Origin of the sequence: Streptomyces sp. NPDC057099 (assembly GCF_042671245.1) — a bacterium.
Taxonomy (GTDB): Bacteria; Actinomycetota; Actinomycetes; order Streptomycetales; family Streptomycetaceae; genus Streptomyces; species Streptomyces purpurascens.
Genome location: NZ_JBHUTX010000024.1, coordinates 16,866 through 43,233 on the forward strand (window position 1 = coordinate 16,866; position 26,368 = coordinate 43,233).

Genomic DNA, 26,368 nt, shown 5'->3' on the forward strand with positions numbered 1-26,368 from the left:
AACCGGACGCAACCGCACAGACCGCCTCGCCGCCGTGGACACGCAGGCGACGAGGACCTCGCAGGCCGTAGGGTTACGAGCCACACGCACCGGGGAGGCCGGTGGCGTCACGGACACTAGAAGGAAAGAGAACAGGCCACGATGACGGTTCCCCTGCCGACCGCCGAGACGCGGTGGCGCTGCACCCTCTGCGGCAACCTCACACGCTTCGACGTGACCCGCTCGTCGAAGGTCGTCGAGTACGTCCACCTCGACCTCGCCGGAGAGGCGAAGGTCGAGGAGCGCGAGGTGCTCAGTGAGACCATCGAGTCGGTGCGCTGCCGCTGGTGCAACGCGGTGGACCAGGTGGAACTCGTGGACAGGCCGGGCGCCGGCTCCTGAGGGGAGCGGGCCCGCACAGGCATTGGGGTGTGACGGATGGTGGAGACCACAGGCGGGGGGCCGGGCGACGGCGCCGCCGAGGTGCTCGACCGTCCGCTGCCCGACGGCGTGCGCCGCAAGGTCGTGCAGATCGTCTCTGACGGCTTCGGAGCGCTGACGGTCGGCGAGCTGCCCGCACAGCTCAGGCAGTACGCCCGGTTCGCCCCGAACCGCAGGGCCAAGTTCGCCGGCAACGCCATGGCCTCGGCGCTGGAGACCGACCCGCTCTTCCGGCAGCGCATCGGGGAGAAGCTCAGAGAGGCCCAGCCGGAACTGGCCGGCGCCCTCGACTCAGGCTCCCCGCCCCCGGCCGCGGACCCGCTCGACGTGGCGGCCGCGGCCTACGTACTGCGGCCGACCGACTGGGTGAAGCTGGTGACCGCCGCCGGCGAGGAGGCCCAGCGGGCCGACGCCGAGCGCGCCGACGAGGAGAGCCGGGCCGAGCTGGAGCGGCTGCGCGACGAGCTGGACCGGGCCCGTGACCACACCAGGACCGAGACCGAGCGGCTGCGCCTGGAGCTGGAATCGGCCAAGAAGGAAAACGAGTCGCTGCACCGCAAGCTCCGCGCCGCCCTCAGTGACGTGAAGCGCGGTGAGGCCGCCCTGCGCAAGGCGCACGGCGAGATGGAGGCCGTGCGCGCCGAGGGGCACGCCCAGGTGTCCGCCGCCGAGAGCGAGACCCGGCGGCTCAAGGCCCGGCTGGGGGAGACCGAGGCGGCCCTGGAGGCCACGCGCCGGGCGGCCCGCGAAGGCCGCAGCGTCGAGGACATGCGGGTGCGGCTGCTGCTGGACACCCTGCTGGACGCCACCCAGGGGCTCCGGCGCGAACTGGCCCTGCCTCCGGTGTCGGTACGGCCCGCCGAGACCGTGGACGCCGTCGAGCCCGGCCGGATGACCCCGAAGGACATCGCCGCTCGCGCGCTCTCCGAGAACGACCCGCAGGTCCTCGACCAGCTGCTGGCGCTGCCGCAGGCCCATCTGGTCGTCGACGGCTACAACGTCACCAAGACCGGCTATCCGCAGATGCCGCTGGAGAAGCAGCGCCTCAGGCTGCTGGGGCAGCTCTCCCAACTGGCCGCGCAGAGCGGCGCCGAGGTGACCTGCGTCTTCGACGGTGCCGAACTGGCCGCGCCGGTCCTGCTGGCGCCGCCGCGCGGCGTACGGGTGCTGTTCTCGAAGCCGGGTGTCACCGCCGACGAGCTCATCCGTCAACTCGTGCGCGCCGAACCACCCGGACGGCCGGTCATCGTGGCGTCGACCGACCGGGAGGTCGCCGACGGGGTGGCCCGGGCCGGCGCCCGGCCCGTGGCCTCGGCGATGCTCCTCAAGCGCCTTTCGCGCGCCTAGGCACCGTACGGGCGATGCGTAACGTCCGGGCGTGATGCCCGAATTGGTGAGACCTGTGGGCCACGTTAAGTCAAGTGAGTCTCACCGCCTGTGAGTCCAGGGGAAAAGTTGGCTCACTGTGACGCAATTTTTCATCTGAGGATTTGAACTGATCACAGGAAGGTCACTAGGGTCGGGCTCCGAAACCTCCGCTCGGGTGATCACTCATCGGGAGAGACGGCGGAGGGAGCAGAAGGAGCTTTTCACCCGTGGCGTCCCACCGTCGTCCCAAGCAGCCGAGCCGCGCACGTGTGACCGTGCTGACCACCGCCGCCGCCGCTGCCGTCGCCTTCAGCTCGCAGGCCGCCAACGCGGCCCCCAGCGAGAAGCCGAGCAAGGACGAGGTCAAGGCGAAGGTCGACAAGCTCTACGAAGAGGCGGAGCAGGCCACCGAGAAGTACAACGGGGCCAAGGAGAAGCAGGAGAAGCTCCAGAAGGAGATCTCCACCATCCAGGACAACGTCGCCCGCGGCCAGGAAGAGCTCAACGAGCTGCGCGACAGCCTGGGCCTCGCGGCCGCGTCGCAGTACCGCACCGGCTCCATCGACCCCTCGGTCCAGCTCTTCCTCTCCTCGAACCCGGACGACTACCTCGAGAAGGCCTCCACGCTCGACCAGCTGAGCAGCCAGCAGGTCGAGGCGCTGAAGAAGGTCCAGGAGAAGCAGCGCGAACTCGCCCAGGAGCGCGCCGAGGCCTCCGAGAAGCTCAAGGACCTCGCCTCCACCCGCACCGAACTGGGCAAGAAGAAGAAGGAAGTCCAGGGCAAGCTCGGCTCCGCGCAGAAGCTGCTCAACAGCCTCACCGCCGCCGAGAAGCAGGCGCTCGCCGCCGAGCAGGACCGCGCCAGCCGGGACAGCCAGCGCGACGCCCTCACCGACAACGTCCCGCCGGGTTCCGGCCGGGCCGCCGCGGCCTTCGCCTTCGCCCAGAGCCAGCTCGGCAAGCCCTACGTCTACGGCGCCACCGGCACCAGCTCCTACGACTGCTCCGGTCTCACCTCCCGGGCCTACGCGGCCGCCGGCATGCAGATCCCGCGCACCTCCGAGGCGCAGGCCCAGACCGGCACCAGGATCTCCTCGGTCAGCCAGCTCAAGGTCGGCGACCTGGTCTTCTTCTTCAACGACCTGCACCACGTCGGCCTCTACGCCGGCAACGGACAGATCATCCACGCCCCGCGCACCGGCACGGTCGTCCGCTACGAGTCGATGGACACCATCGGCGGCCCCTTCATGTTCGGCGTCCGCGTCTGACGAACGGCCCCCTCCCGAGGACACCGTGTCCGCCGTTCGGGGGAATCACCACAGTCTCGAGTAAGCCCACGCCCCGCCGGTGACCTGCGTCAGCGGCGGGGCGTCGTGCCGCGCACCCACGGATGGTCGTTGGCTGCCCCCCGTCCCGGGGCTACTGTCTGCCGCGTTTCCATGTCCGCCAGCGGAAGGAGTGCGGCTTCCCGTGGGGTCCCATCGCCGACTTGCACCGTCCGGGTTCGACCGGGGCGCCGGTGCCGCGGTCGGCTTCCTGTCCGTCGCGGCCACCGCCCTGTGCGCGGTACCGGCCGCGTCCGCACCGCACGACGACACCCGGGCCGAGGTGGACCGCCTCTACGCACAGGCCGAGAAGGCCACCGAGGCCTACAACAAGGCCGACGAGCGCGCCGACGAACTGCGCGAGGAGGCCGGGACCGCCCGGGACCGGATCGCCCGGCAGCAGCAGCGCATCAACTCCATGCGGGAGTCGCTCGGTTCGCTCGCCGGCGCCCAGTACCGCTCGGGCGGCCTCGACCCGGCCCTCGCCCTGCTGTTCTCCGACGACCCGGAGGACTACCTCGACCGGGCCGCCCGGCTGGACCGCGTCACCGCCCACCAGGCCGGTGAGCTGAAGGACCTCCAGGACGCCATGCGCACACTCGCCCAGGACCGCGAAGAGGCCGCCGGGAAGCTCCGCGAACTGGAGAAGAGCCGCAGGACGGTCGCCGTCCACAAGAAGTCCGTCGAGCGGAAGCTCGCCACGGCCCGGCGGCTGCTCAACTCCCTGCCGGAGGCCGAGCGCGCCGCCTACGACCGGGCCTCCCGCTCCGGCCGCGGCGACCTGCCCTACCTCGGGAACGCCACCCCCGCCTCGGGACGCGGGGCCGCCGCCGTCGCAGCCGCCCGCAGCGTGGTCGGCCGGCCCTACGTCTGGGGCGCCAACGGCCCCTCCGGCTTCGACTGTTCGGGCCTGACGCAGTGGTCGTACGCGCAGGCCGGGGTGTCCCTGCCGCGCACCTCGCAGGCCCAGCGGTACGCCGGCCGGCAGGTCCCGCTGTCCGAGGCGCGCCCCGGTGACCTGGTCGTCTACCGGGACGACGCCAGCCATGTCGGGATGTACATGGGCAACGGCCAGGTCATCCACGCGCCCTACCCCGGCGCACCCGTGCGCTACGACCCGGTCGGGATGATGCCCGTCTCCTCGGTCACCAGGGTCTGACCGGCGCGGCCCGGCGCCCGTACGATCAGGAACGTGGCTGGTCGAAGGTCGGGGTCCGCGGTGGTGGCGCTCGTCGTGCTGCTCGTCGCCCTGGTCGGGTGCGGCGGGCGGTCCGCGGCCGACAGCGCCACGGCCGACGTCCAGCGGCTCCTGGACCGGCGGTCCGCCGCCGTCCTCGACCGCGACGAGCGGGCCTACGAACGGACGGGCGCGGGGGTGGCATTCGCCCGGCTGCGCGCGGTGCCCCTGGCCGCCTGGTCGTACCGCGTCACCGACGTGCGCCGCACCGGCGACACCGCCACCGCCGACGCCGAACTGCGCTACCGCGTCGCCGGGTACGACCGGGCGCCGGTGACCGCGGGCCGCACCCTGCGGCTGAGCCGGTCCGCTTCGACGGACGGGCGGTGGTCCGTCGAAGCGGACCGGCCCGCGAGGAAGTCCGCGCAGCAACTGTGGGACCAGGGCGCGGTGCAGGCCGTCCGGGGCGCCCGCAGCCTCGTCCTCGGGGTCGGGCAGTCCGGCCGGTCGCTGCGCGACTTCGCGGACCTGGCCGACCGTGCGGTGCCCGCCGTGTCCGACGCGTGGGGCACGGACTGGTCCCGGCACGTGGTCCTGCTCGTGCCGAAGTCCCTGGAGGGGATGGCGGGACTGCTCGGCTCGCCCGCCTCCTCCTACCGGGGGATCGCGGCGGTCACCACCGGGGAGACGGGCGCTCCGGCCCGGGCACCGGCGGACCGGATCATCGTCAACCCGGACGCCTTCACCCTCCTCGGCGGCCTCGGCGAGCAGGTCGTCGTCACCCACGAGACCACCCATGTCGCCACCCGCGCCCACACCGGCGCCGCCACCCCGCTCTGGCTGTCCGAGGGGTACGCCGACTGGGTCGGCTACCGCGCCACCGGCCGTATCCCCTCCGAGGCCGCGCCCGAGTTGTCCCGGGCGGTGAGCCAGGGGGAGGTCCCGGAGTCGCTGCCGGAGGACAAGGACTTCGGCTTCACCGGCGACGCGAGCCGCCTGGCCCGGGCCTACGAGAGCGGCTGGACGGCGTGCCGGCTGATCGCCGACCGCTGGGGCGAGTCCAGGCTCGGGGAGTTCTACCGGGCCGTCGGGGAGCACCGGAAGCGGGCCGGGGCGGTGGCGGAGGCGATGCGGGACGTGCTGGGGACGACGCCGGAGGCCTTCACCGAGCAGTGGCAGGAGTATCTGCGGGCTCAGCTCGGCTGATCGAGCAGGGCGACCGTCTCCCGCAGCCAGGCCCGTTCCGCCTCGCCCGTCGCCCGCGCGACCCGGAGCACGCCCTGGCGGAACAGGTCGTCAGCCTCCTCGGCGCGGACCGGCTTGCCGGACACGTAGAAGAAGCTCGTCGGGGTCTCCAGGAAGTCCAGCCGTCGGCGCAGCACCGCGGCCTGCTCGTGCCGGTCGGGCAGATGGCGCAGGAACGCCAGGACCGTGTTGAAGCGGACGTGGTCGGTGATCTCGGTCTGCTTCGGCCGGCGCAGCCGCTCCAGCAGTTCCTCGCGGCCCCGGTCGGTGAGGGCGAGGATCCGGCGCGGGGCCGCGCTCGCGCCCGGCTCGGTGTGCTGGTCGAGCAGGCCCGCCCCGACCAGGCGCGTGATCGCCGGGTAGAGCGCGCCGTCGCTCACGGGCCGGACATGGCCGGTCAGAGCCTTGATGCGCTCCTTGAGCTCATAGCCGTGCAGGGGCTCCTCGGCCAGGAACCCCAGGATCGACAGCTCCAGCATGGTCCTCCTCCGGTCCTCCTTGCGGGTGACGTGTGACGCATGCTACCTCTTAACGAGTTACCTCGAATCGAGATAGCTCGTACAGAGATAGCTCGTATCGAGGGTCATGGGACTCGGGGTCAGGGGGACAGTCACGGTGAACGCCCATCGCAAGCACCTCCTCCTGCTCGCCGGCCCCGTCTATCTCTCGCTCCTCGCCTCCGTCGCCGCGGGGATCATCAACACCGTCTGGGTCGCGCGGCTGGGCGGCCCGGCCGTGGCCGCCGTGGCGGTGGCGACCAACACGGAGAACGTGCTGCTCGGCATCGCCCTGGTCTTCGGCTCCGGCACGACCGTGCTGGTCGCACACGCCCGGGGCGCCCGCGACCCCATGGCCGTACGGGCGGCCGTGCGCGGCGGATGGGCACTGTGGGCGCTCGTGACGCCGCTGGTGGTGGCGGGCGGTCTGCTGGGACGCGAACCGCTGGCCCGGCTGGTGCTGGGCGGGGCCGACAGCGCAGCCCTCCCGCTCGCCGTCGCCTACTTCACGCTCTCCCTGCCGGGCATGGCCGTCTTCTTCGCCCAGCAACTCGTCGACGGCCTCCTCAAAGGCACCGGCGACACGAGAACCCCGCTGCGGCTCGCCCTGCTCTCCAACGGCCTGATCCTGGCCCTCGACCCGCTCTTCATCCACCTCTACGGCGTCCAGGGCGCCGCGGCGGCCACGGTGCTGTCCCGGTCCGTGGCGCTCGGGGCGGGACTCGTCGCGGTGCGGCGCAACGCGCTGCTGCGGACGGCTCGCGAGGCGGCGGCGGGCGAGTCCCTGGGCGTCTCCCTGCGCCGGACGCTGACGACCGGCCTGCCCATGTCCGCCGACTTCACCGTGCGGCAGACGGGCGCCCTGGTCCTGATCGCGATTGTGGCGCGGCTCGGGGTGACGTCGGTGGCCGCGTACGCGATCGCCTACAAGGTCATGTACGTGGCGACCATGGCCTTCTACGCCGTCCGCCAGGCCGCCGCCATCCACACCGCGCACACCCGGGGCGCGGGGGAGGACGCGCGGCGGGCGATCGGGCGGCAGGCCGTGCTCCTCTCCGGCGCCCTCGGCCTCACCGCGGCCGTCCTGCTGGCCGCCGGCGCCCCGTGGCTCATGGCCGCCTTCGGAGCCGGGCCAGGGGTCGCGGGCGAGGGGGTGCTGTTCCTGCGCTGCGTCGGGCCCTATCTGCTGCTGATGGCCTGCCTCATCGCGCTCGGCGGGGTCTTCGAGGGCAGCGGGGGCGCCTCGGTGCTGCTGCGGGTGACCGTGCTCGGGACCGCGGTGCAGCTGGCGCTGGCGTACGGCCTGACGGGGCTCGGGCTGCCGGGCGTGTGTCTCGCGCTGGCGCTCGCGACGGCGGTGCAGTGCGGGCTGGCGGGGGTGCTGTTCCGGCGGGCCCCGGCTCAGGAGGAGACGGGGGTCTCGCCCGCGCGGGCCGGCTGAGAGGGCAGGGGAGCGGGGACCGTGCGCGGCACCGTCGCCTTCCACAGGGCGCGGGCCGCGAGGAGGGTGGCGGCCACCAGGAGGCCGTTGCGCAGGAACAGCAGGGTCAGGCCGAGGCCGTCGCTGGCCACCACGTTGGCGAAGTAGAGCGGGAACTCCAGCACCGTCACGAAGCACGCCACCAGGACGAGGCCGACCGGCAGCCGCATCCGGCTCCCGGGGAAGCAGAGGCACACCGCGGCCAGCCCGACCAGCCACACCATGTACTGCGGGCTGATCACCCGGCTGGTCGTCGTGAACATCAGCACCGCCACGAAGGCCGCGTCGGCGAGCGTGTGCTCCTCGAAACGCCGGGCCAGCAGCCGCCACAGCACCAGCCAGCCGAAGGCGGCCCCCGTCAGGAACAGCGCGCCCGTGCTCACCTCGCTCACATACGGCCCGAGGAACTCGATCGACCCGTAGTTCAGCCGCACCTCGCCCTGCCAGCCGAAATGCCGGGCGACATGGAAGACGAGCGCGCCCAGCGACTCCACCTCGGTGCCCCGGTCGCGCTGGAAGGTCAGGAAGGCGAACCCGCCGGGCATGGCCAGGGCGAAGGCGCCCGTCACCGCGATGCCGGTCACCAGGGCCGACACCCAGGCGCTCCGCCGGCGGGCGGCCAGCAGGAGCATCGCCGGCCAGACCTTCAGCAGCGCGCCGAAGGCGGCCAGCGCCCCCATCGTCTTCGGGTGCCGGGCCCCGGCGAGCAGCGCGGCCATCGCCACGGCCGTGACCATCACGTCGTAGCGCGAGTACACCGTCGGCCCCAGCAGCGGGACGCCCACGACCCACACCCAGGCGCCGCGCAGGGTCCTGCCGGGGCGCCGCCCGGCGTACGTCAGCAGGGCCAGGACGGCCAGGTCGGTGACGCAGGCCAGGACGAAGAACGCGGTGGCGTACTGCAGGAAGGGCAGCAGCGCGGGGGAGAGGATCGCCAGGGCGGCGGCGGGCGGGTACTGCCAGGTGACGTCGTTCTGAGGGAACGTTCCGGTGCGCAGGACCTCGTACCAGCCCTGGTAGATGACGTGCACGTCGCTCGTCACGTCCGGGCCCGGGAAGACGTACACCTTCATCACGAACAGCAGCAGCGCCAGTCTCGTGAGACACCAGACCACCGGCAGCCATGCCAGGGACCGCCTCGCGCCCGTCGTCTTCACCTGATCCCTGCCCGTCCGCGTGCTCTGTCGATGGGGTCATGATGTCCCGGACAGCTGTGAGCGTGCCATAAGAGCTGCCCCGCACGGCTGTGAGGGTCGGGTTCGGTAGGGTCGGCGGCGTGCGCAAGACCCTGATCGTGACCAACGACTTCCCGCCCCGGCCCGGCGGCATCCAGGCGTTTCTGCACAACATGGCGCTGCGGCTGGATCCGCAGCAGCTGGTCGTCTACGCGTCGACGTGGAAGCGGAGCCGGGAGGGCGTCGAGGCGACCGCCGCCTTCGACGCCGAGCAGCCTTTCACCGTCGTACGGGACCGTACGACCATGCTGCTGCCGACGCCCGCCGTCACCCGGCGTGCCGTCGGGCTGCTGCGGGAGCACGGCTGCGCCTCGGTGTGGTTCGGGGCGGCGGCGCCGCTCGGCCTGATGGCACCGGCGCTGCGCGGCGCGGGCGCCGAGCGGCTGGTGGCCACCACGCACGGGCACGAGGCCGGCTGGGCCCAGCTGCCCGCGGCCCGGCAGCTGCTGCGCCGGATCGGGGACTCCACGGACACGATCACCTACCTCGGCGAGTACACGCGCTCGCGGATCGCCGACGCGCTGAGCCCCCAGGCCGCCGCGCGGATGGCGCAGCTGCCGCCCGGGGTCGACGAGAAGACCTTCCACCCGGACTCGGGCGGCGACGAGATCCGGGCCCGGCTCGGGCTGACCGACCGGCCGGTGATCGTGTGCGTGTCCCGGCTGGTGCGGCGCAAGGGGCAGGACACGCTGATCCGGGCCATGCCCCGGATCCTGGCCGCCGAGCCGGACGCCGTACTGCTGATCGTCGGGGGCGGCCCGTACGAGAAAGACCTGCGCAGGCTTGCCCACGAGACCGGCGTCGCCGCCTCCGTACGCTTCACCGGTGCCGTGCCCTGGTCGGAGCTGCCCGCCCACTACGGCGCCGGGGACGTCTTCGCCATGCCCTGCCGGACCCGGCGCGGCGGCCTCGACGTCGAGGGCCTCGGCATCGTCTACCTGGAGGCCTCGGCGACCGGCCTGCCCGTCGTCGCCGGGGACTCGGGCGGTGCGCCGGACGCGGTCCTCGACGGCGAGACGGGCTGGGTCGTCCGGGGCGGCTCCTCCGAGGAGGCGGCCGAGCGCATCGTCACCCTCCTGGGAGACGCCGAGCTCCGCCACCGGATGGGGGAGCGAGGCAGGGCCTGGGTCGAGGAGAAGTGGCGCTGGGACCTACTCGCGGAGCACCTCAAGAACTTGCTGTAGTTGTCTCAGGGGCGCGGGGAACCGCGCGACAAGCCACAAACAACCCGCACCCGCCCACGACGAATAACGCGCACCCCACTAGGCGGAACCGAATAATCCGCCCATGCTGCGCACATGACAGCAAACCTGATAGGACGTCAGCTGACAAGACGTCAGATCCTGGGAATGGCGGCCCTCCAAACCGCGGCCGCCCTCGGCTTCACCCGCATCGGCCTCCGCTCGGCCCACGCCGCCGAGCCCGACGCAGTCGACAACGCCCCGGCGATCGTGGTCGGTTCCGGCTACGGTGGTGCCGTGGCCGCCCTCCGCCTCGGCCAGGCCGGCATCCGCACCCTCGTCCTGGAAATGGGCCGACTCTGGAACACCCCCGGTCCCGACGGCAAGATCTTCTGTTCGACCCGCACCCCGGACCAGCGCTCCATGTGGTTCCGCACCCGCACCGAGGCCCCCCTCGGCACCTTCCTCTGGCTCGACGTCGTCAACCAGGACATCGGCCGCTACCCGGGCGCCCTGGACCGGGTGCACTTCGCGCAGATGTCCGTCTACGTCGGCCGGGGCGTCGGCGGCGGCTCACTCGTCAACGGCGGCATGGCGGTCACGCCGCCCAGGTCCTACTTCGAGCGGCAGTTCCCCACCGTCGACGCCGACGAGATGTACGGCACGTACTTCCCGCGCGCCCGCGCCGCCCTCGGCGTCAACACCGTCGACCCGGCTTGGTTCGAGTCGACGGAGTGGTACCGCTTCACCCGCGTCTCCCGCAAACACGCCGAGCGGGCGGGCCTGCGCACCACCTTCGTGCCCAGCGTCTACGACTTCGGTCACATGCAGCGCGAGGCGGCCGGCACGGCCCCGAAGTCGGCCCTCGGCGGCGAGGTCATCTACGGCAACAACCACGGCAAGCGCAGCCTCGACAAGACCTACCTCGCCGGTGCGCTCGGCACCGGCAACGTCACCCTCCACACCCTGGAGAAGGTGCGCGCGATCAGCCGGACGCCGGACGGCACCTACGTCCTGACCGCCGACCGCATCGACGAGACCGGCCGGGTCGTGGAGACCAAGGAGTACGGCTGCACGTACCTCTTCCTGGGCGGCGGCAGCCTCGGCACCACCGAACTGCTCCTGCGCGCCCGGGAGACGGGCGCCCTGCCCGGCCTCGACGCCGGTGTCGGCGCCGGCTGGGGCACCAACGGCAATGTGATGCTCGGCCGCGCCAACCACCTGTGGGACACGGTCGGCGCGAACCAGTCGACCATGCCGGTCATGGGCATCGACGACTGGGCGAACACCTCGAACCCCGTGTTCGCCGAGATCGCCCCGCTGCCGACCGGCCTGGAGCACTGGGTGAGCCTCTACCTGGCCATCACCGGGAACCCGGAGCGGGCGTCCTTCTCCTACGACACGGGCTCGGGCGAACTGCGGCTCGGCTGGACGAGCGCCCACAGCGCGGCCTCCGTCGCCATGGCCAAGAAGCTGTTCGACCGGATCAACGCGGCCAACGCGACGATCTACCGGTACGACCTGTTCGGCTCCTCCAGCAAGGTCTTCGCCGACGACTTCACGTACCACCCGCTGGGCGGCTGCGTGCTCGGGAAGGCCACGGACGACTACGGGCGGGTGAAGGGCTGCTCCCGGATGTACGTCACCGACGGCTCCCTCGTGCCCGGGTCCCTCGGGGTCAACCCCTTCGTGACCATCACCGCCCTCGCCGAACGCACGATGGCGCGGGTCCTCGCCGAGGACACCGCGCCATGACGCCGTTCGCGCACTACTTGGCGTAGATCGCCTCGACCTCGTGCGCGTAGTCCTTCGCCACCACGTTCCGCTTCAGCTTCAGTGAGGGGGTCAGGTGGCCCGACTCCTCCGTGAACTGGGAGGACAGAATGCGGAACTTCCGCACCGATTCCGCCTTCGACACCGCGGCGTTGCCGTCGTCGATCGCCGCCTGGATCGCGGCCAGCAGGTCCGGGTCCTCGCACAGCGACGCCGCGGTGGCACCCGCCGGCTTGCCGTGGTCCGCGCACCAACGGCCCAGGAACTCCTCGTCGATGGTGACCAGCGCGCCCACGAACGGCCGCCCGTCGCCCACCACCATGCACTCCGCGACCAGCGCGTGCGCCCGGATGCGGTCCTCGATCACGGCCGGGGCGACGTTCTTGCCGCCCGCGGTGACGATGATCTCCTTCTTACGGCCGGTGATCCTGAGGTAGCCGTCCTCGTCGAGGGTGCCGATGTCACCCGTGTGGAACCAGCCGTCGGCCAGCGCCTCCCCGGTCGCGTCGGGGTTGTTCCAGTACTCCTTGAACAGGTGCTCGCCGTGCAGCAGCACCTCGCCGTCGTCGGCGATCCGGACCACCGAGCCGGGCAGCGGCTGACCGACCGTGCCGATCTTCTGCCGGTCCCAGGGGTTGAACGCCGTGGCCGCGCAGGACTCGGTCAGGCCGTAGCCCTCCAGGACCGTGAAGCCGATGCCGCGGAAGAAGTGGCCCAGGCGCTCGCCCAGCGGGGCACCGCCGGAGATGGCGTACTCGCCCCGGCCGCCGAGGACCGCGCGGAGCTTGCTGTAGACGAGCTTGTCGAACGTCTTGTGCTTGATCTTCAGGCCGAAGGACGGGCCCGAGGGGGTGTCCAGCGCCTTGCTGTAGGCGATCGCGGTGTCGGCGGCCTTGTCGAAGATCTTGCCCTTGCCGTCGGCCTGCGCCTTGGCGCGCGCCGAGTTGTAGACCTTCTCGAAGACGCGCGGCACCCCGAGGATCAGCGTCGGGCGGAACGAGGCCAGCTCGTCGGTGAGGTTCTTGATGTCCGGGACGCAGCCGAGCTTGATCGGCGCCATCATCGGCGCGATCTGCACCAGCCGTCCGAAGACGTGTGCCAGCGGCAGGAAGAGGAGCACCGAGCACTCGCCCGTGCGGAACAGCGGACGCAGCCGCTCCACGATGTTGCCGCACTCGGCGAAGAAGCTGCGGTGGGTGAGCACACAGCCCTTGGGGCGGCCGGTGGTGCCCGAGGTGTAGACGATGGTCGCCGGGTCGTCGGCCTTGGCGATCGAGCCGCGCTCCTCGACCGTCCGGTCGGTGACGTCCTGCCCGAGCCGGCCCAGCTCGTCGAGACCGCCGCCCTCGATCTGCCACACGTGTTTCAGTGCCGGCAGTCGGTCGCGCACCGACTCGACGGCGGCCGTGTGCGCGTCCGACTCCACGATGCACGCGGTGGCGCCCGAGTCACCGAGGATCCACTGCACCTGCTCCGCCGAACTGGTCTCGTACACCGGCACCGTCACCGCGCCCGCGCTCCAGATCGCGAAGTCCAGCAGCGTCCACTCGTAGCGCGTGCGGGACATCAGGCCGACCCGGTCGCCCGGCTGGACACCGGCGGCGATCAGCCCCTTCGCGGCCGTGTGCACCTCGGCGAGGAACGCGGTGGCCGTGACGTCCTGCCAGGTACCGCCGATCTTGCGGGCGATGACGGCGACGTCCGGGTGCTGCGCGGCGTTTCTGCGGACGATGTCGGTGAGATTTCCGTCCGCAGGGACCTCGTACAAAGCCGGAAGGCTGAACTCGCGCAAGACTGCTGCTCCTCATAGGGCGCCGGCGCCACGACGTTGTGTGCTGCGACGGTGCGGTCCAAGGCTCGGGCAGGTGCTCAGGCATTCACTAGTTGAAATGCAGAGCACGACTGGACGGCCCGGACGTTACCCGCCGGTATGGCTTCTGCGACAGGGGGTCCTGTCGAGATGTTCGCTGCGTCACACACTTGGGTATTCCTTCGCGCACAGTAGTCCACGTACTAACTGACTGGCCAGTAACCGCAGGTAGGGCCGCCACTGTTCACAAGGACAGCGCTCGGCCTACTCTTGATCGCCATGGCACCCACACCAGCCGGAAACCACAGGACACGCGTGCACGTGGTGAGCGACGTACACGGCAACGCCCGTGACCTGGCCAGGGCCGGCGAAGGCGCCGACGCCCTGATCTGCCTGGGCGACCTCGTCCTCTTCCTCGACTACGCCGACCACTCGCGCGGCATCTTCCCCGACCTGTTCGGCGTCGAGAACGCCGACCGCCTGGTGGCGCTGCGCACCGCCCGCCGCTTCGAGGAGGCGCGGGAACTCGGGGCCCGGCTGTGGGCCGGCGTCGGCGCGGACCGGGCCTCGGTGATCGAGCAGGCGGTGCGCAAGCAGTACGCCGAGATGTTCGCCGCGTTCCCCACCCCTACGTACGCGACCTACGGCAACGTCGACATGCCGCCGCTGTGGCCGGAGTACGCCGGGCCCGGCACGACCGTCCTCGACGGCGAGCGCGTCGAGATCGGCGGCCGGGTCTTCGGCTTCGTCGGCGGCGGCCTGCGCACGCCGATGCGGACGCCGTACGAGATCAGCGACGAGGAGTACGCGGCGAAGATCGAGGCCGTCGGCGAGGTCGACGTGCTCTGCACACACATCCCGCCCGAGGTTCCCGAGCTGGTCTACGACACCGTCGCCCGCCGTTTCGAGCGGGGCAGCCGCGCCCTCCTGGACGCCATCCACCGCACCCGGCCCCGGTACGCCCTGTTCGGGCACGTCCACCAGCCGCTCACGCGGCGCATGCGGATCGGGGCCACCGAGTGCGTGAACGTGGGGCACTTCGCGGGGACCGGGACGCCCTGGGCGCTGGAATGGTGAGGACGTCCCAGGTCGGGTGAGATCGGCGGGCCCCGTGCGCGGTAGCCTTCACGCTGCACACACGTGCGCACGACGACGTCTTACCGGCCCGTATCTGGAGGAGCCACGGCGATGGCGGAACACACCAGCTCGAGCATCACCATCGAGGCAGCCCCGGCCGACGTCATGGCGGTCATCTCCGACTTCGCCCGCTATCCGGACTGGACGGGTGAGGTGAAGGAGGCGGAGGTCCTCAAGACCGACGAGCAGGGCCGCGCCGAGCAGGTCCGCCTCGTCATGGACGCGGGTGCGATCAAGGACGACCAGGTGCTCGGGTACACCTGGACCGGCGAGAACGAGGTGTCCTGGACGCTGGTCAAGTCCCAGATGCTGCGGTCTCTGGACGGCTCGTACCTTCTCAAGCCGGCCGGGGCGGGGGGTACGGAGGTCACGTACGTGCTGACCGTGGACGTCAAGATCCCGATGCTGGGGATGATCAAGCGGAAGGCCGAGAAGGTCATCATCGACCGGGCGTTGGCCGGGTTGAAGAAGCGGGTCGAGTCTGCGTGATCGCGCCGCTGGAGTGCCTGTGATCGGCCGGGTGCGGGTGCGTTGTGGCTGGTCGCGCCCCCGCGGCGGAGCCGCATGTTCGATCAACGCGGCCCCGCGCCCCTGAGGGCGACTCGGTTACCGTTCATTCCCATGCGCACCATCCTGATCACCGGCCCCGGCGGTAGCGGTCGTACCACCCTCTCGGCCGCGACCGCCCTGGCCGCGGCGGCGAAGGGCACCCGCACCCTCGTCCTCAGCGCCGACCGCACCGACACCCTCGGTGCCGCGCTGGGGATCGGCACCGGCCCGACCCCGGTCGAAGCCGCACCCCTTCTCACCGCCTGGCGGCCCGACCCCGCCCAGGACTTCCGCGAGGACCTCACCGCCCTTCAGGACCGTGCCTCCTCCGCCCTGGATCTCCTCGGTGCCTCGCGGCTGGACCCCGAGGAACTCACCCCGCTGCCCGGCGCCGAGGAACTCGCCCTGCTGCGGGCCCTGCGCGACGCGGCCCTGTCGGAGTCGTACGACCTCCTCGTCGTCGACCTGCCGCCGGCGCCGCAGGCCCTCGCCCTTCTCGCCCTGCCCGAGGAGCTGCGCCGCTACCTGCGCCGGCTGCTGCCGCCGGAACGGCAGGCCGCCCGGGCCCTGCGCCCCGTCCTGGGACGGCTGGCCGGCGTGCCCATGCCCGCCGAGTGGCTGTACGAGACGGCAGGCCGCTGGGATCTGGAGCTGGCGGCCGTGGAAGCGGTCGTCGCCGACCGGGACACCGTCGTACGGCTGGTCGCCGAGCCCGGCCCGGCCGGTGCCGACGCCGTCCGCTGTGCCGGCCTCGGCCTCGCCCTGCGCGGTCTGCGCACCGATGTCGTGGTCGCCAACCGCGTCCTGCCCGAGGCGTCCCCGGACACCTGGCTCGCCGGGCCGGTCGCCCAGCAGCGCAAGACGCTGGAGGAATGGCGGGAGGCGTACGACGTGCGCACCGTCGCCCACCTCGGACACGACCCGCGCGGCGCCGACGACCTCACCGCCCTCGATGTGCCCGGCGCCGAGCACACCGCCTCCCCGGTCGAATGGCCCGTGACCGACCGGCTCGGCGAGGACGGTGTGCTCGTCTGGCACATCCCGCTGCCCGGCGCCATACGCGAGGAACTGGACCTCGTCCGGCGCGGCGACGAACTGGTCGTCACCGCGGGGCGGTTCCGCCGTATCGTCCCGTTGCCCTCCGCGCTGCGCCGCTGCACCGTCGACGGGGCCGCCCTGCGCGAGGACGAGCTGCGCATCCGCTTCGCACCCGACCCGAAACTGTGGCCGCAGGCCCGGTGAGCGGGGTACGCCCGTTCGGGTAACGTCGTAGAGACGAACCGTAGTCAGGAGTCCGTCATGAGCGAAGAGCTCCCCCCGTCCGACGCCGCCCGCGAAGAGGCCGTGGACGAGGTACGGGCGACCGACGCCGACGCCTGGGCGACCGCGTGCGCCGAGGACCTCGAGGCGGAGAAGGCCCGCCGCCGCGCCGAGTACGGCCCGCCCCCGGGCTCCGCGGCCGAGGAACTGAAGAAGCTCGTCGACGCCGTCGCGGACAAGCTGTCGGGACTCGAGTCCCCGCTGTTCGGCGCGGTCGCAGGGCCCGCCGCCCAGCAGGTCGTCCGCCAGGTCGTCCAGCAGGCCAAGGACGCCGTGGAACCCGTCATCGAGCGCAACCCGGACGTCTTCGACCACCTGGCGGCGGCCGGGAACGAACTGCTCGCCGCCTACCGCTCCGCCGTGCAGGCCCAGGAGCGGCGCTGGACCGGCCGCGACGACGACACCGATCCCCGTGACCACGACGAACGCCGTGACCGGGGCGACGACGACGGCCCCGGAGAGCGCATCGACCTGGACTGAGCCCCCGGCCGAGCCCCCGGCCTCTCGGGTACCGTTGGCCGTAGCGGGGCTCGACCGAAACTGAGGGATTCATGGGACTCACCATCGGCGTCGACATCGGCGGCACGAAGATCGCGGCCGGCGTGGTCGATGAGGAAGGCAACATCCTCTCGACCCACAAGGTGCCGACCCCGGGCACGGCCGAGGGCATCGTGGACGCCATCGCCTCGGCGGTGGAAGGCGCCCGCGTCGGGCACGACATCGTCGGCGTGGGCATCGGCGCCGCCGGTTATGTGAACCGGCAGCGCTCCGAGGTCTACTTCGCGCCCAACATCCACTGGCGCAACGAGCCGCTCAAGGAGAAGGTCGAGGCCCGCGTGGGCCTTCCGGTGATCGTCGAGAACGACGCGAACGCCGCGGCGTGGGGCGAGTACAAGTTCGGCGGCGGCAAGGGCCACCGCAACGTCATCTGCATCACCCTGGGCACCGGCCTCGGCGGCGGCATCATCATCGGCAACAAGCTGCGCCGCGGGCACTTCGGCGTGGCCGCCGAGTTCGGCCACATCCGCATGGTGCCGGACGGCCTGCTGTGCGGCTGCGGCTCGCAGGGCTGCTGGGAGCAGTACGCCTCGGGGCGCGCGCTCGTCCGGTACGCCAAGCAGCGCGCCAACGCCACCCCGGAGAACGCCGAGATCCTGCTCGGTCTCGGCAACGGCACGCCCGAGGGCATCGAGGGCAAGCACATCTCCATGGCCGCCCGCCAGGGCGACCGCGTGGCCGTCGACTCCTACCGCGAGCTGGCCCGCTGGGTCGGCGCGGGCCTCGCCGACCTCGCCTCCCTCTTCGACCCCTCCGCGTTCATCGTGGGCGGCGGCCTCTCCGACGAGGGCGAACTGGTCCTCGGCCCGATCCGCAAGTCCTACAAGCGCTGGCTGGTCGGCGGCAACTGGCGCCCGGTCGCGGAGGTAAGAGCGGCAGAACTGGGCAACAAGGCAGGCCTGGTGGGCGCGGCGGACCTGGCAAGGGAACCCGACCCGATCATGTAATCGCCTTCAGGGTTTGTGCCCCAAGGGGCGCGGGGCTGTATAGACGTGCGGCTCCGCCGCGCGGGCGCGATCAGCCACATACGACCGGCACTCGCGCACCATCCCCGCGCCCCGAGCCATTGGGCGTAAATTGCTCACATGGCGCTCCCCAACTCCGGGACCGAACCCGACGGTTCCGCGGTCATCAGGGTCCTCACCTACAACATCCGCTCGATGCGCGACGACACAGCCGCCCTGGCCCGCGTCATCAGGGCATGCGAGCCCGACCTGGTCCTCGTCCAGGAAGCCCCCCGCTTCTTCCGCTGGCGCAAGAAACTCGCCCGCCTGGCCCGCGCGGCCGACCTCGTCGTCCTCACCGGCGGCGCCACCGCCGCGGGCCCGGCGATCCTCTGCTCGCTGCGGGCGACGATCGAGCGCACGGAGGACGTCCTCCTGCCCCTCACCCCCGGCCTGCACCGCCGCGGCTTCGCCACCGCCGTCGTCCGGTTCGCCGGCACCCGGCTCGGCGTCCTGAGCTGCCATCTGTCGCTGCAGAAGGACGAGCGCTACGAGCAGGGCGGCATGCTCCTCGACCGGCTCGCCGGGATGGGCGTGGAGCACGCGATCGCCGGCGGTGACCTGAACGAACGCCCGGACGGCCGCACCTTCCGCCGCCTGACCGACGGCCTCACCGACTGCCGGGCCGCCGCGCCCTGGGGCGGCGAGCACACCTGGACCCCCGCCGACCCCTACCAGCGCATCGACGCGATCTTCGCGACCAAGGGCATCGAGGTGCTGGGCTGCGGCGTGCCGGCCGGCCACCCCGGGGTGACCGCGACAGACCTGAGGGCGGCCACGGACCATCTCCCGGTCCTGGCCGCCCTCAAGGTGCCGGCAGGCTAGACGACCGCCCCGCGCCCCGGGTCCTCGTCGTCCTCGTCATCCGTCCGCATCCGCATCACCAGCGTGGCGAACCCGCCGAGGAACCCGCCGATCCCCGCCGTGGCCAGCCACCACGTCATCTCCCAGCCGAGCACCACGGCCAGCAGCAGCAGGACCGGCCCGCCGAGCACGCCCAGCCAGGCGAACTTCGCGGTGGCGTCGGCGGCCGGCAGCGGGGGCGGCTCCGGCGGCACGAAGTGGCCCTCGTCGTCCTCGTCGAAGTCCTCCTCGGCGGGCTCGGGCGCGGAGTAGTCGCGCGGGCCGACGCCGGGCGCGAAGGAGATGGAGCCGCCCAGCGGGGTGGCAGGCTCGACCGGCTTGTCCCCGGGCTTCGCGGCCTCCTCGGGCTCGGCGGGCTTGACCGCCTCCCCGGCCGCCCCGGCCGTGTCCACCCGGTCGTCGTTGGTCCCGGTCTCCAGCAGGGCCAGGTCCTCGATCGACTTGAACGGCTTGGCGCCCGGCGGGTCCGGCGGCTCCTCGCCGTACGCGGCGACGATCGCGGCCCAGGCGGCCTCCTCGTCGAACGGGACGCCCTGCTCGTCCGGCTCACGGCCCTCGCGGTCCTCGCGGTCCGAGTCGTGCTCAGCCACCTGCGGTCGTCCCTTCCTTGCCGAGACCGGGCTCCTTGCCGAGACCGGACGCGAGCCGGCCGATGAACTCGACGCTCTCCTCGAAGATCCGGTCCGCGTCATGGTCCAACGTGGCGACGTGGTAGCTCTGTTCCAGGACGACCTCTTTCACATCCGTCGAGGAGATGCGGCCGAGGATGCGGGCGGAGTCGGCGGGCGGCACCACATGGTCCTGCGGGCTGCGCAGCAGCAGCACCGGCTGCGTGACCTGCGGCAGCTCGCCGTCGGTGATCTGGAAGAACTGCCGCAGGGAGTGCGCCGCGTGCAGCGGCACCCGGTCGTAGCCCAGCTCGCTGCTGTCCGGCTTCGCGATGTCGCTGGCGATCCCCTTCGTCGAACGGACGAAGTGGCGGACCACCGGCAGGGCGTGCGCGGCCAGGCCGTGCACCTTGTTCGCGGGGTTGACGACCACCACGCCGCTGACGGCGTCGCCGTGCTTCGCGGCGAGGCGCAGGGCCAGGGCGCCGCCCATGGACAGACCGGCCACGAACACCTGCTCACGGCGCTCGCACAGGAGGCGCAGCTCGCGGTCCACCTCCGCGTACCAGTCCTGCCAGCCGGTGATCCGCAGGTCCTCCCAGCGGGTGCCGTGCCCGGGCAGCAGCGGCAGGGAGACGGTCAGGCCGCGCTCGGCGAGGTGCTCCGCCCAGGGGCGCAGCGACTGCGGTGATCCGGTGAAACCGTGGCAGAGGAGGACGGCGACCTCCCCGCCCTCGTGGCGAAACGGCTCGGCTCCGGAAAGGACCGGCACCTTCGGCCTCCTGGTCGTGAGAAGGGACTGACACGATCACGGAATGTCACGGAACGTCATGGAAGGGGTCGCACGTCGTTCGCGGGACCTTCACCGTACGCGACCGCACTGACACCGACCAGGGCCGTCGGCGCCTTTGACAGCACTCCGGGTTAAGGTCTGACCGACACATACAGGAGGCACTCGGTTGTTGTACGGCGCGATGAAGGTCGCTGTTGGGGGACCACTGAAGGTCGCCTTCAGGCCCTGGGTGGAAGGCCTGGAGAACGTTCCCGCAGAGGGCGCCGCGATCCTGGCGAGCAACCACCTGTCCTTCTCGGACTCGTTCTTCCTGCCCGCGGTCCTGGACCGCAAGGTCACGTTCATCGCGAAGGCGGAGTACTTCACGACGCCCGGGGTGAAGGGCCGGATGACGGCCGCCTTCTTCAAGGGCGTCGGCCAGCTGCCCGTGGACCGCTCCGGTGCGCGCGGCGCGGGTGAGGCCGCGATCAAGAGCGGCATAGAGGTGCTGGAGCGCGGCGAGCTGTTCGGTATCTACCCGGAGGGCACGCGCTCGCCCGACGGGCGGCTCTACCGGGGCAAGCCGGGCGGCCTCGCGCGCGTGGCCCTCGCCACCGGCGCCCCCGTCCTCCCCGTCGCGATGATCGACACGGAGAAGATCCAGCCGCCCGGCAAGGTCATGCCCAAGCTGATGCGCCCGGGCATCCGGATCGGCAAGCCCCTGGACTTCAGCCGCTACCAGGGCATGGAGCACGACCGTTTCGTGCTGCGCGCGGTGACCGACGAGGTCATGTACGAGATCATGAGGCTCTCCGGCCAGGAGTACGTCGACATGTACGCGACGGCCATGAAGCGGCAGATCGCGGACGCGGCGAAGGCGGAGAAGGAAGCCGAGAAGGCGGCGAAGGCCGCACTCGCGCGGGCGGAGAAGGAACAGGCCGCGAAGGAAAAGGCCGAGCGGGACCAGGCCGAGAAGGACCAGGCCGAGAAGGACCAGACGGAGCAGCGGCGGACCGAGCCCTAGTCGGGGCTCGACGCCGGGGGGCGGGGGAGATGGCCAAGCGCGAGCGCGTCATGAGGATGTCGGTCGAGCAGCCGCTGTGGCGGGCGTTGTCCGGCTACCGGGTGCTCACGATGCTGTACGCGGTCGGCCTGTTCGCCACCGCCTACGACGAGTTCACCCGCCCCTGGGTCGCCGTCGCCTACTACGCCGTGCTGGGCGTGTGGACCCTGGCCACCCTGCCCCGGGTCGCGAACGCCGCGGGCTGCACCAAGCGGTTCCTCGCCGCCGACCTCACCATCGCGATCGCCGGCATCATGCTCACGCCCGTCGCCGACACCCACGAGCGGGTCCAGGCCGGGGGCCCGACGCTGCCGTCGATCTGGACCGCCGGAGCCGTCCTCGCCTTCGCCGTCAAGGGCGGCTGGCGCTGGGCGGCCCTCGCCTCCGGCCTCGTGGCCGTCGCCAACCTGGTCGAACGCGGCACCCCGGCCCGCGACACCGTCCACAACGTCATCCTCGTCTGCATCGCCTCCGTCGCCATCGGCTACGTCGTCGAGGTCGCCCGCGCCTCCGAGCGCACCCTCGCCCGCGCCCTGGAGATCGAGGCCGCCACCAGGGAGCGGGAGCGGCTCGCCCGCGACATCCACGACAGCGTGCTCCAGGTCCTGGCCATGGTGCAGCGGCGCGGGGCGGTGATCGGCGGCGAGGCGGCCGAGCTGGGCCGGATGGCCGGCGAGCAGGAGGTCGCGCTGCGCACCCTGGTCTCCGGCGGGCTCGTGCCCGTCTCCCGGGTCTCCGAGGACGCCGCCGAGGGCGCGGTCGTCCGGACGGTCGACGAGGAGCCGCAGGACAGCGGCCCCGTCGACCTGCGCGCCCTGCTCGCGCCCTACGCCGGGGCCAAGGTCAGCCTCGCCGAGCCCGGCGCGACCGTACCGCTGCCCCCGGTCGCCGCCCGCGAGGTGGCCGCGGCCGTCGGTGCCGCCCTGGACAATGTCCGCAGGCACGCCGGGGAGCAGGCGCGCGCGTGGATCCTGGTCGAGGACGAGCCGGACGAGGTGATCGTCACCGTCCGGGACGACGGACCCGGCATCCCGCAGGGCCGGCTCGCCCAGGCCGAGGGCGAGGGGCGGCTCGGCGTCGCCCTGTCGATCCGCGGCCGGCTGCGCGACCTCGGCGGCAGCGCGGAACTGATCTCGGTGCCGGGCCAGGGCACGGAGGTCGAGCTGAAGGTACCGAAGGACGTGACGGACGCACGGGGGAAGGCGGAGCAGCGATGACGGAGAGCAGTGCGGACCGGCGGGAGCCGATCAAGGTCATGGTCGTCGACGACCACCCCATGTGGCGCGACGCCGTCGCCCGTGACCTGGCCGAGTCGGGATTCGAGGTGGTCGCCACCGCGAGCGACGGCGACCAGGCCGTGCGCCGCGCCAAGGCCGCCGCACCCGACGTCCTCGTGCTGGACCTGAACCTGCCCGCCAAGCCCGGCGTCCAGGTCTGCAAGGAGGTCGTCGCCGCCAACCCCGCGCTGCGCGTCCTCGTGCTGTCCGCCAGCGGTGAGCACGCCGACGTCCTGGAGGCCGTGAAGTCCGGCGCGACCGGCTATCTGCTGAAGTCGGCCTCCACCGGGGAACTCCAGGACGCGGTGCGCCGCACTGCCGTCGGCGACCCGGTCTTCACCCCCGGCCTCGCCGGACTGGTCCTCGGCGAGTACCGCCGCCTGGCCTCCGAACCCGCCCCCGCCCAGGACACCGACGAACCGAAGGCGCCCCGGCTCACCGACCGGGAGACCGAGGTGCTGCGCCTGGTCGCCAAGGGCCTGAGCTACAAGCAGATCGCCGAACGGCTGGTCATCTCCCACCGCACGGTGCAGAACCACGTCCAGAACACCCTCGGCAAGCTCCAGCTGCACAACCGCGTGGAGCTGGTCAGGTACGCGATAGAACGCGGCCTCGACGACGAGTGAGGCGCACGTCACACTGACCCTTCGTCAGGCACCTGCGGCGAAGGGACTGTTCCATGCGCGTCGGAGTACTGACCGGAGGCGGCGACTGCCCCGGGCTCAACGCCGTCATCCGGGCGATCGTCCGCAAGGGCGTGCAGGAGTACGGCTATGACTTCACCGGCTTCCGGGACGGCTGGCGAGGACCCCTGGAAGGCGACACCGTCCGTCTCGACATCCCCGCCGTGCGCGGCATCCTGCCCCGCGGCGGTACCGTCCTCGGCTCCTCGCGGACCAACCCGCTGAAGGTGGAGAACGGCATCCGCCGTATCAAGGAGAACCTCGCCGCGATGGAGGTCGAGGCGCTCATCGCCATCGGCGGCGAGGACACCCTGGGCGTGGCCGCCCGGCTGTCCGACGATCACGGCGTGCCCTGCGTCGGCGTCCCGAAGACGATCGACAACGACCTGTCCGCCACCGACTACACCTTCGGCTTCGACACCGCGGTCGGCATCGCGACCGAGGCGATCGACCGGCTGCACACCACCGCCGAGTCCCATATGCGGGTCCTGGTCGTCGAGGTGATGGGCCGGCACGCCGGCTGGATCGCCCTCCACTCGGGCCTGGCCGGCGGGGCGAACGTCATCCTCATCCCCGAGCAGCGCTTCGACGTCGAGCAGGTCTGCGCCTGGGTGACCTCCCGCTTCAAGGCGTCGTACGCGCCGATCGTCGTCATCGCCGAAGGGGCGATGCCGAAGGACGGCGACATGGTCCTCAAGGACCAGTCGCTGGACTCCTTCGGGCACGTCCGCCTCTCCGGCGTCGGCGAATGGCTGGCCAAGCAGATCGAGAAGCGCACGGGCAAGGAGGCCCGCACCACGGTCCTGGGCCATGTCCAGCGCGGCGGCACCCCCAGCGCCTTCGACCGCTGGCTCGCCACCCGCTTCGGCCTGCACGCCATCGACTGCGTCCGCGACGGCGACTTCGGCACGATGGTCGCCCTGCGCGGCACCGACATCGTCCGGGTCCCGATCGCCGACGCGACGGCCCGCCTGAAGACGGTGGACCCCACGCTGTACGAGGAGGTCGGCGTCTTCTTCGGCTGACCGGGACAGGGAAGTCCGGGGGCAACCGCCCCCGAACGGCTACACGGTCGTGTTGCGCAACTGCCCCACCAGCTCCCGCACGACCGCGGCGCCGTTCAGCGTCAGGATCGACTCCGGATGGAACTGCACACCGGCGAACCCAGGCCCGCGCATCGCGTGCACCTCGCCGTTCGCGGCCCGGCTGACCTCGACGCCGTGCGCGGCCAGCTCCTGGTGGGCCTCCTCGTCGCAGCGCGCCACGAAGCTGTTGTAGAAGCCGACGGTCTCACGCCGCCCGAACAGCTCGATCTCCGTCTGCGCGCCCTGGTACGGCACGTCCTTCCGTACGATCTCCAGCCCCAGCTCGGCCGCGATCAGCTCGTGCCCGAGGCAGACGCCGAGCACACCGTGCGCATGGCCGCGGATGACCTCGGCGGTGAGACCGCGCAGGATCCGCATCTTGGGGTCGGTGAGATCGGCAGGGTCCCCGGGACCCGGGCCGAGCACCACCGGCCCCTCGTGCGCCAGCACCGCCTCCCGCAGCCCCGCCTCGTCGTACCGCCGGACGGTCACCTCCAGACCGTTCGACCGCAGCACATGCGCGAGCATCGCCGTGAAGGTGTCCTCGCCGTCGACGACCAGGGCGTGTCCGGCGAGCCCCTCGGACCGCTCCTGCATCCGCAGCCAGAACGGCGCCAGCGACGCCCGGCGCCCGTCGAGCGCGGCACGCACGCGTGGATCGTCGGCGAGCTTCGGCCGCACGGACTCCGCACGCGGCCTGCCCGGCCGTACGCCCAGGGCCGCCAGCACGCCCGCCGCCTTCGCGTGCGTCTCCGCGACCTCACCCTCCGGGTCCGACCCGCGCACGAGCGTGGCGCCCACCGGCACCCGCAGCGCGCCGTCCGCGTCGATGTCGGCGGTACGGATGAGGATGGGGGAGTCCAGGGTCTGCGCCCCGCCGGAATCCCGCCCGAGCAGCGCCAGCGCCCCGGCGTAGTAGCCCCGTCCTCCGGCCTCGTGCCGCTCGATGACCCGGCAGGCGTTCTGCACCGGCGAGCCCGTGACGGTCGCCGCGAACATGGTCTCCTTCAGCACCTCCCGCACATCCAGCGAGGACTTCCCGCGCAGCTCGTACTCGGTGTGCGCGAGGTGCGCCATCTCCTTCAGCCGGGGCCCGACCACGACCCCGCCCATGTCGCCGACGGTGCACATCATCTTGAGCTCCTCGTCGACGACCATCGACAGCTCCTCGATCTCCTTGCCGTCGGCGAGGAAGCCGAGCAGATGCTCGGGGGTCGGCCCCTCGGCGGGGTAGCGGTAGGTGCCGCTGATCGGGTTCATGACGACCGTGCCGCCGGACATCCGGACATGCACCTCCGGGCTCGCCCCGACCAGCGTCCGGTCTCCGGTGTGCACGACGAACGTCCAGTACGCGCCCCGTTCGCCCTCCAGCAGCCGCCGGAACAGCGCCAGCGCGTCGGCCCGCCCGAACCCGGGGATCTCACCCTCGTACGTCCGCCGGATCACGAAGTTCGCGCCCTCGCCGCGCCCGATCTCCTCCCGCAGCACCCGCCCGACGATCTCCGCGTACTCCTCGTCCCCGACGTCGAAGCCGCCGCCCTCGACCCGCACGTCATGCCCCGGGAGCTGGTCCAGCGCGTCGGCCAGCGGGATCTCGTACGACTCCTCGGGCGTCAGCACCGCCAGGGGCGTGCCGTCGTCGCGGACGTCGAAGCCGCGCTCGCGGATCTGCCTGAAGGGGACGAGCGCGAGGCCCTCGTCGGGAAGGTCGGCGAGACGGTCGCAGGTGGCGACCGGGCCGATCAGGACCTCGACCTGCTCGTGGTCCTGGCCCGGGGTGCGGCGGCGCAGCAGCGCGAAGGGGCGCGGATCGTGCAGGAGCTGTGCCAGGTCCATGGTTCCTCTTCCGTGGATGTCGATCGACGTAGATCGATGTCGGTGAGGAACGGACCCCGGAAACGCCGAAGGCCGCCCCTCGGGCGGCCTTCGCGAAGTCA

General features: G+C 72.0%; 24 protein-coding genes. 18 read left to right on the forward strand and 6 right to left on the reverse strand.

The window, feature by feature from the left end:
- Positions 1–141 precede the first annotated feature (141 nt).
- The 5 genes from ACFT4A_RS25990 (at position 142) to ACFT4A_RS26010 (ending at position 5,496) form a co-directional block, all read left to right on the forward strand.
- On the forward strand, positions 142–381 hold the full coding sequence (locus ACFT4A_RS25990) for a hypothetical protein (RefSeq protein ID WP_184596435.1): 240 nt from the start codon (positions 142–144) through the stop codon (positions 379–381).
- Positions 382–417: 36 nt separating this feature from the next.
- Positions 418–1,767 carry an NYN domain-containing protein gene (locus tag ACFT4A_RS25995; protein WP_382834063.1) on the forward strand — a complete coding sequence of 450 codons (1,350 nt, stop codon included), beginning with the start codon at positions 418–420 and terminating at the stop codon, positions 1,765–1,767.
- A gap of 248 nt (positions 1,768–2,015) precedes the next feature.
- Positions 2,016–3,056, forward strand: coding sequence for an NlpC/P60 family protein (locus ACFT4A_RS26000; RefSeq protein WP_382834066.1), 1,041 nt, complete (start codon positions 2,016–2,018; stop codon positions 3,054–3,056).
- Positions 3,057–3,258: 202 nt separating this feature from the next.
- Complete coding sequence (locus ACFT4A_RS26005) at positions 3,259–4,272, forward strand: NlpC/P60 family protein (RefSeq protein ID WP_382834069.1); 1,014 nt, start codon at positions 3,259–3,261, stop codon at positions 4,270–4,272.
- 33 nt (positions 4,273–4,305) lie between these two features.
- Complete coding sequence (locus ACFT4A_RS26010) at positions 4,306–5,496, forward strand: hypothetical protein (protein WP_382834072.1); 1,191 nt, start codon at positions 4,306–4,308, stop codon at positions 5,494–5,496.
- Here the strand turns inward: ACFT4A_RS26010 and ACFT4A_RS26015 are convergent.
- Positions 5,484–6,014: a PadR family transcriptional regulator gene (locus ACFT4A_RS26015; protein WP_382834075.1), complete on the reverse strand. Its 531-nt coding sequence runs from the start codon at positions 6,012–6,014 to the stop codon at positions 5,484–5,486. The genes ACFT4A_RS26010 and ACFT4A_RS26015 overlap by 13 nt on opposite strands.
- A gap of 136 nt (positions 6,015–6,150) precedes the next feature.
- On the opposite strand from ACFT4A_RS26015, the gene ACFT4A_RS26020 reads away from it, so the two are divergent.
- On the forward strand, positions 6,151–7,473 hold the full coding sequence (locus ACFT4A_RS26020; RefSeq protein ID WP_382834078.1) for an MATE family efflux transporter: 1,323 nt from the start codon (positions 6,151–6,153) through the stop codon (positions 7,471–7,473).
- Here ACFT4A_RS26020 and ACFT4A_RS26025 read toward each other — a convergent pair.
- Entirely contained in the window at positions 7,434–8,669 is a 1,236-nt protein-coding gene (locus ACFT4A_RS26025) for a glycosyltransferase 87 family protein (protein WP_382834081.1), read from the reverse strand. The two genes, ACFT4A_RS26020 and ACFT4A_RS26025, sit on opposite strands and share 40 nt — an antisense overlap.
- A gap of 119 nt (positions 8,670–8,788) precedes the next feature.
- Here ACFT4A_RS26025 and ACFT4A_RS26030 point away from each other — a divergent pair, with 119 nt between their 5' ends.
- Both ACFT4A_RS26030 and ACFT4A_RS26035 read left to right on the forward strand, forming a co-directional pair.
- Positions 8,789–9,931 carry a glycosyltransferase family 4 protein gene (locus ACFT4A_RS26030; protein ID WP_382834084.1) on the forward strand — a complete coding sequence of 381 codons (1,143 nt, stop codon included), beginning with the start codon at positions 8,789–8,791 and terminating at the stop codon, positions 9,929–9,931.
- 165 nt (positions 9,932–10,096) lie between these two features.
- A complete protein-coding gene (locus ACFT4A_RS26035) occupies positions 10,097–11,683 on the forward strand; it encodes a GMC oxidoreductase (RefSeq protein ID WP_382834087.1) in 1,587 nt (528 codons plus the stop codon).
- 13 nt (positions 11,684–11,696) lie between these two features.
- Here ACFT4A_RS26035 and ACFT4A_RS26040 read toward each other — a convergent pair whose 3' ends face one another.
- Complete coding sequence (locus ACFT4A_RS26040) at positions 11,697–13,493, reverse strand: AMP-dependent synthetase/ligase (protein ID WP_382834090.1); 1,797 nt, start codon at positions 13,491–13,493, stop codon at positions 11,697–11,699.
- Between the two features lie 339 nt (positions 13,494–13,832).
- Here ACFT4A_RS26040 and ACFT4A_RS26045 point away from each other — a divergent pair, with 339 nt between their 5' ends.
- The 6 genes from ACFT4A_RS26045 (at position 13,833) to ACFT4A_RS26070 (ending at position 18,904) form a co-directional block, all read left to right on the forward strand.
- A complete protein-coding gene (locus ACFT4A_RS26045) occupies positions 13,833–14,588 on the forward strand; it encodes a metallophosphoesterase (protein WP_189729217.1) in 756 nt (251 codons plus the stop codon).
- Between the two features lie 111 nt (positions 14,589–14,699).
- Positions 14,700–15,137 carry an SRPBCC family protein gene (locus ACFT4A_RS26050; RefSeq protein WP_261680591.1) on the forward strand — a complete coding sequence of 146 codons (438 nt, stop codon included), beginning with the start codon at positions 14,700–14,702 and terminating at the stop codon, positions 15,135–15,137.
- Between the two features lie 132 nt (positions 15,138–15,269).
- Positions 15,270–16,439 (forward strand): ArsA family ATPase, encoded by a 1,170-nt coding sequence (locus ACFT4A_RS26055; RefSeq protein ID WP_382834094.1) that lies wholly within the window; start codon positions 15,270–15,272, stop codon positions 16,437–16,439.
- Between the two features lie 57 nt (positions 16,440–16,496).
- Entirely contained in the window at positions 16,497–16,997 is a 501-nt protein-coding gene (locus tag ACFT4A_RS26060) for a DUF5304 domain-containing protein (protein WP_382834097.1), read from the forward strand.
- 71 nt (positions 16,998–17,068) lie between these two features.
- Positions 17,069–18,022: an ROK family glucokinase gene (locus ACFT4A_RS26065; RefSeq protein WP_184596461.1), complete on the forward strand. Its 954-nt coding sequence runs from the start codon at positions 17,069–17,071 to the stop codon at positions 18,020–18,022.
- Positions 18,023–18,160: 138 nt separating this feature from the next.
- A complete protein-coding gene (locus tag ACFT4A_RS26070) occupies positions 18,161–18,904 on the forward strand; it encodes an endonuclease/exonuclease/phosphatase family protein (RefSeq protein WP_382834101.1) in 744 nt (247 codons plus the stop codon).
- Here ACFT4A_RS26070 and ACFT4A_RS26075 read toward each other — a convergent pair.
- Positions 18,901–19,533, reverse strand: coding sequence for a hypothetical protein (locus ACFT4A_RS26075; RefSeq protein WP_382834104.1), 633 nt, complete (start codon positions 19,531–19,533; stop codon positions 18,901–18,903). The two genes, ACFT4A_RS26070 and ACFT4A_RS26075, sit on opposite strands and share 4 nt — an antisense overlap.
- A complete protein-coding gene (locus ACFT4A_RS26080) occupies positions 19,526–20,323 on the reverse strand; it encodes an alpha/beta hydrolase (protein ID WP_382834107.1) in 798 nt (265 codons plus the stop codon). Before ACFT4A_RS26080 ends, ACFT4A_RS26075 begins: the two co-directional genes overlap by 8 nt.
- Positions 20,324–20,525: 202 nt before the next feature.
- On the opposite strand from ACFT4A_RS26080, the gene ACFT4A_RS26085 reads away from it, so the two are divergent.
- From ACFT4A_RS26085 to ACFT4A_RS26100, 4 genes are read left to right on the forward strand one after another with little or no spacing between them, the layout of a single operon-like run.
- Positions 20,526–21,347, forward strand: coding sequence for a lysophospholipid acyltransferase family protein (locus tag ACFT4A_RS26085; RefSeq protein WP_382834110.1), 822 nt, complete (start codon positions 20,526–20,528; stop codon positions 21,345–21,347).
- Between the two features lie 29 nt (positions 21,348–21,376).
- On the forward strand, positions 21,377–22,603 hold the full coding sequence (gene macS, locus ACFT4A_RS26090) for a MacS family sensor histidine kinase (RefSeq protein WP_382834113.1): 1,227 nt from the start codon (positions 21,377–21,379) through the stop codon (positions 22,601–22,603).
- Entirely contained in the window at positions 22,600–23,289 is a 690-nt protein-coding gene (locus tag ACFT4A_RS26095) for a response regulator (protein WP_382834116.1), read from the forward strand. Before macS ends, ACFT4A_RS26095 begins: the two co-directional genes overlap by 4 nt.
- A gap of 53 nt (positions 23,290–23,342) precedes the next feature.
- Complete coding sequence (locus ACFT4A_RS26100) at positions 23,343–24,371, forward strand: 6-phosphofructokinase (RefSeq protein WP_382834119.1); 1,029 nt, start codon at positions 23,343–23,345, stop codon at positions 24,369–24,371.
- Positions 24,372–24,410: 39 nt separating this feature from the next.
- Here the strand turns inward: ACFT4A_RS26100 and ACFT4A_RS26105 are convergent, their stop codons facing one another.
- A complete protein-coding gene (locus ACFT4A_RS26105) occupies positions 24,411–26,267 on the reverse strand; it encodes an anthranilate synthase family protein (protein ID WP_382834122.1) in 1,857 nt (618 codons plus the stop codon).
- Positions 26,268–26,368: the final 101 nt, after the last annotated feature.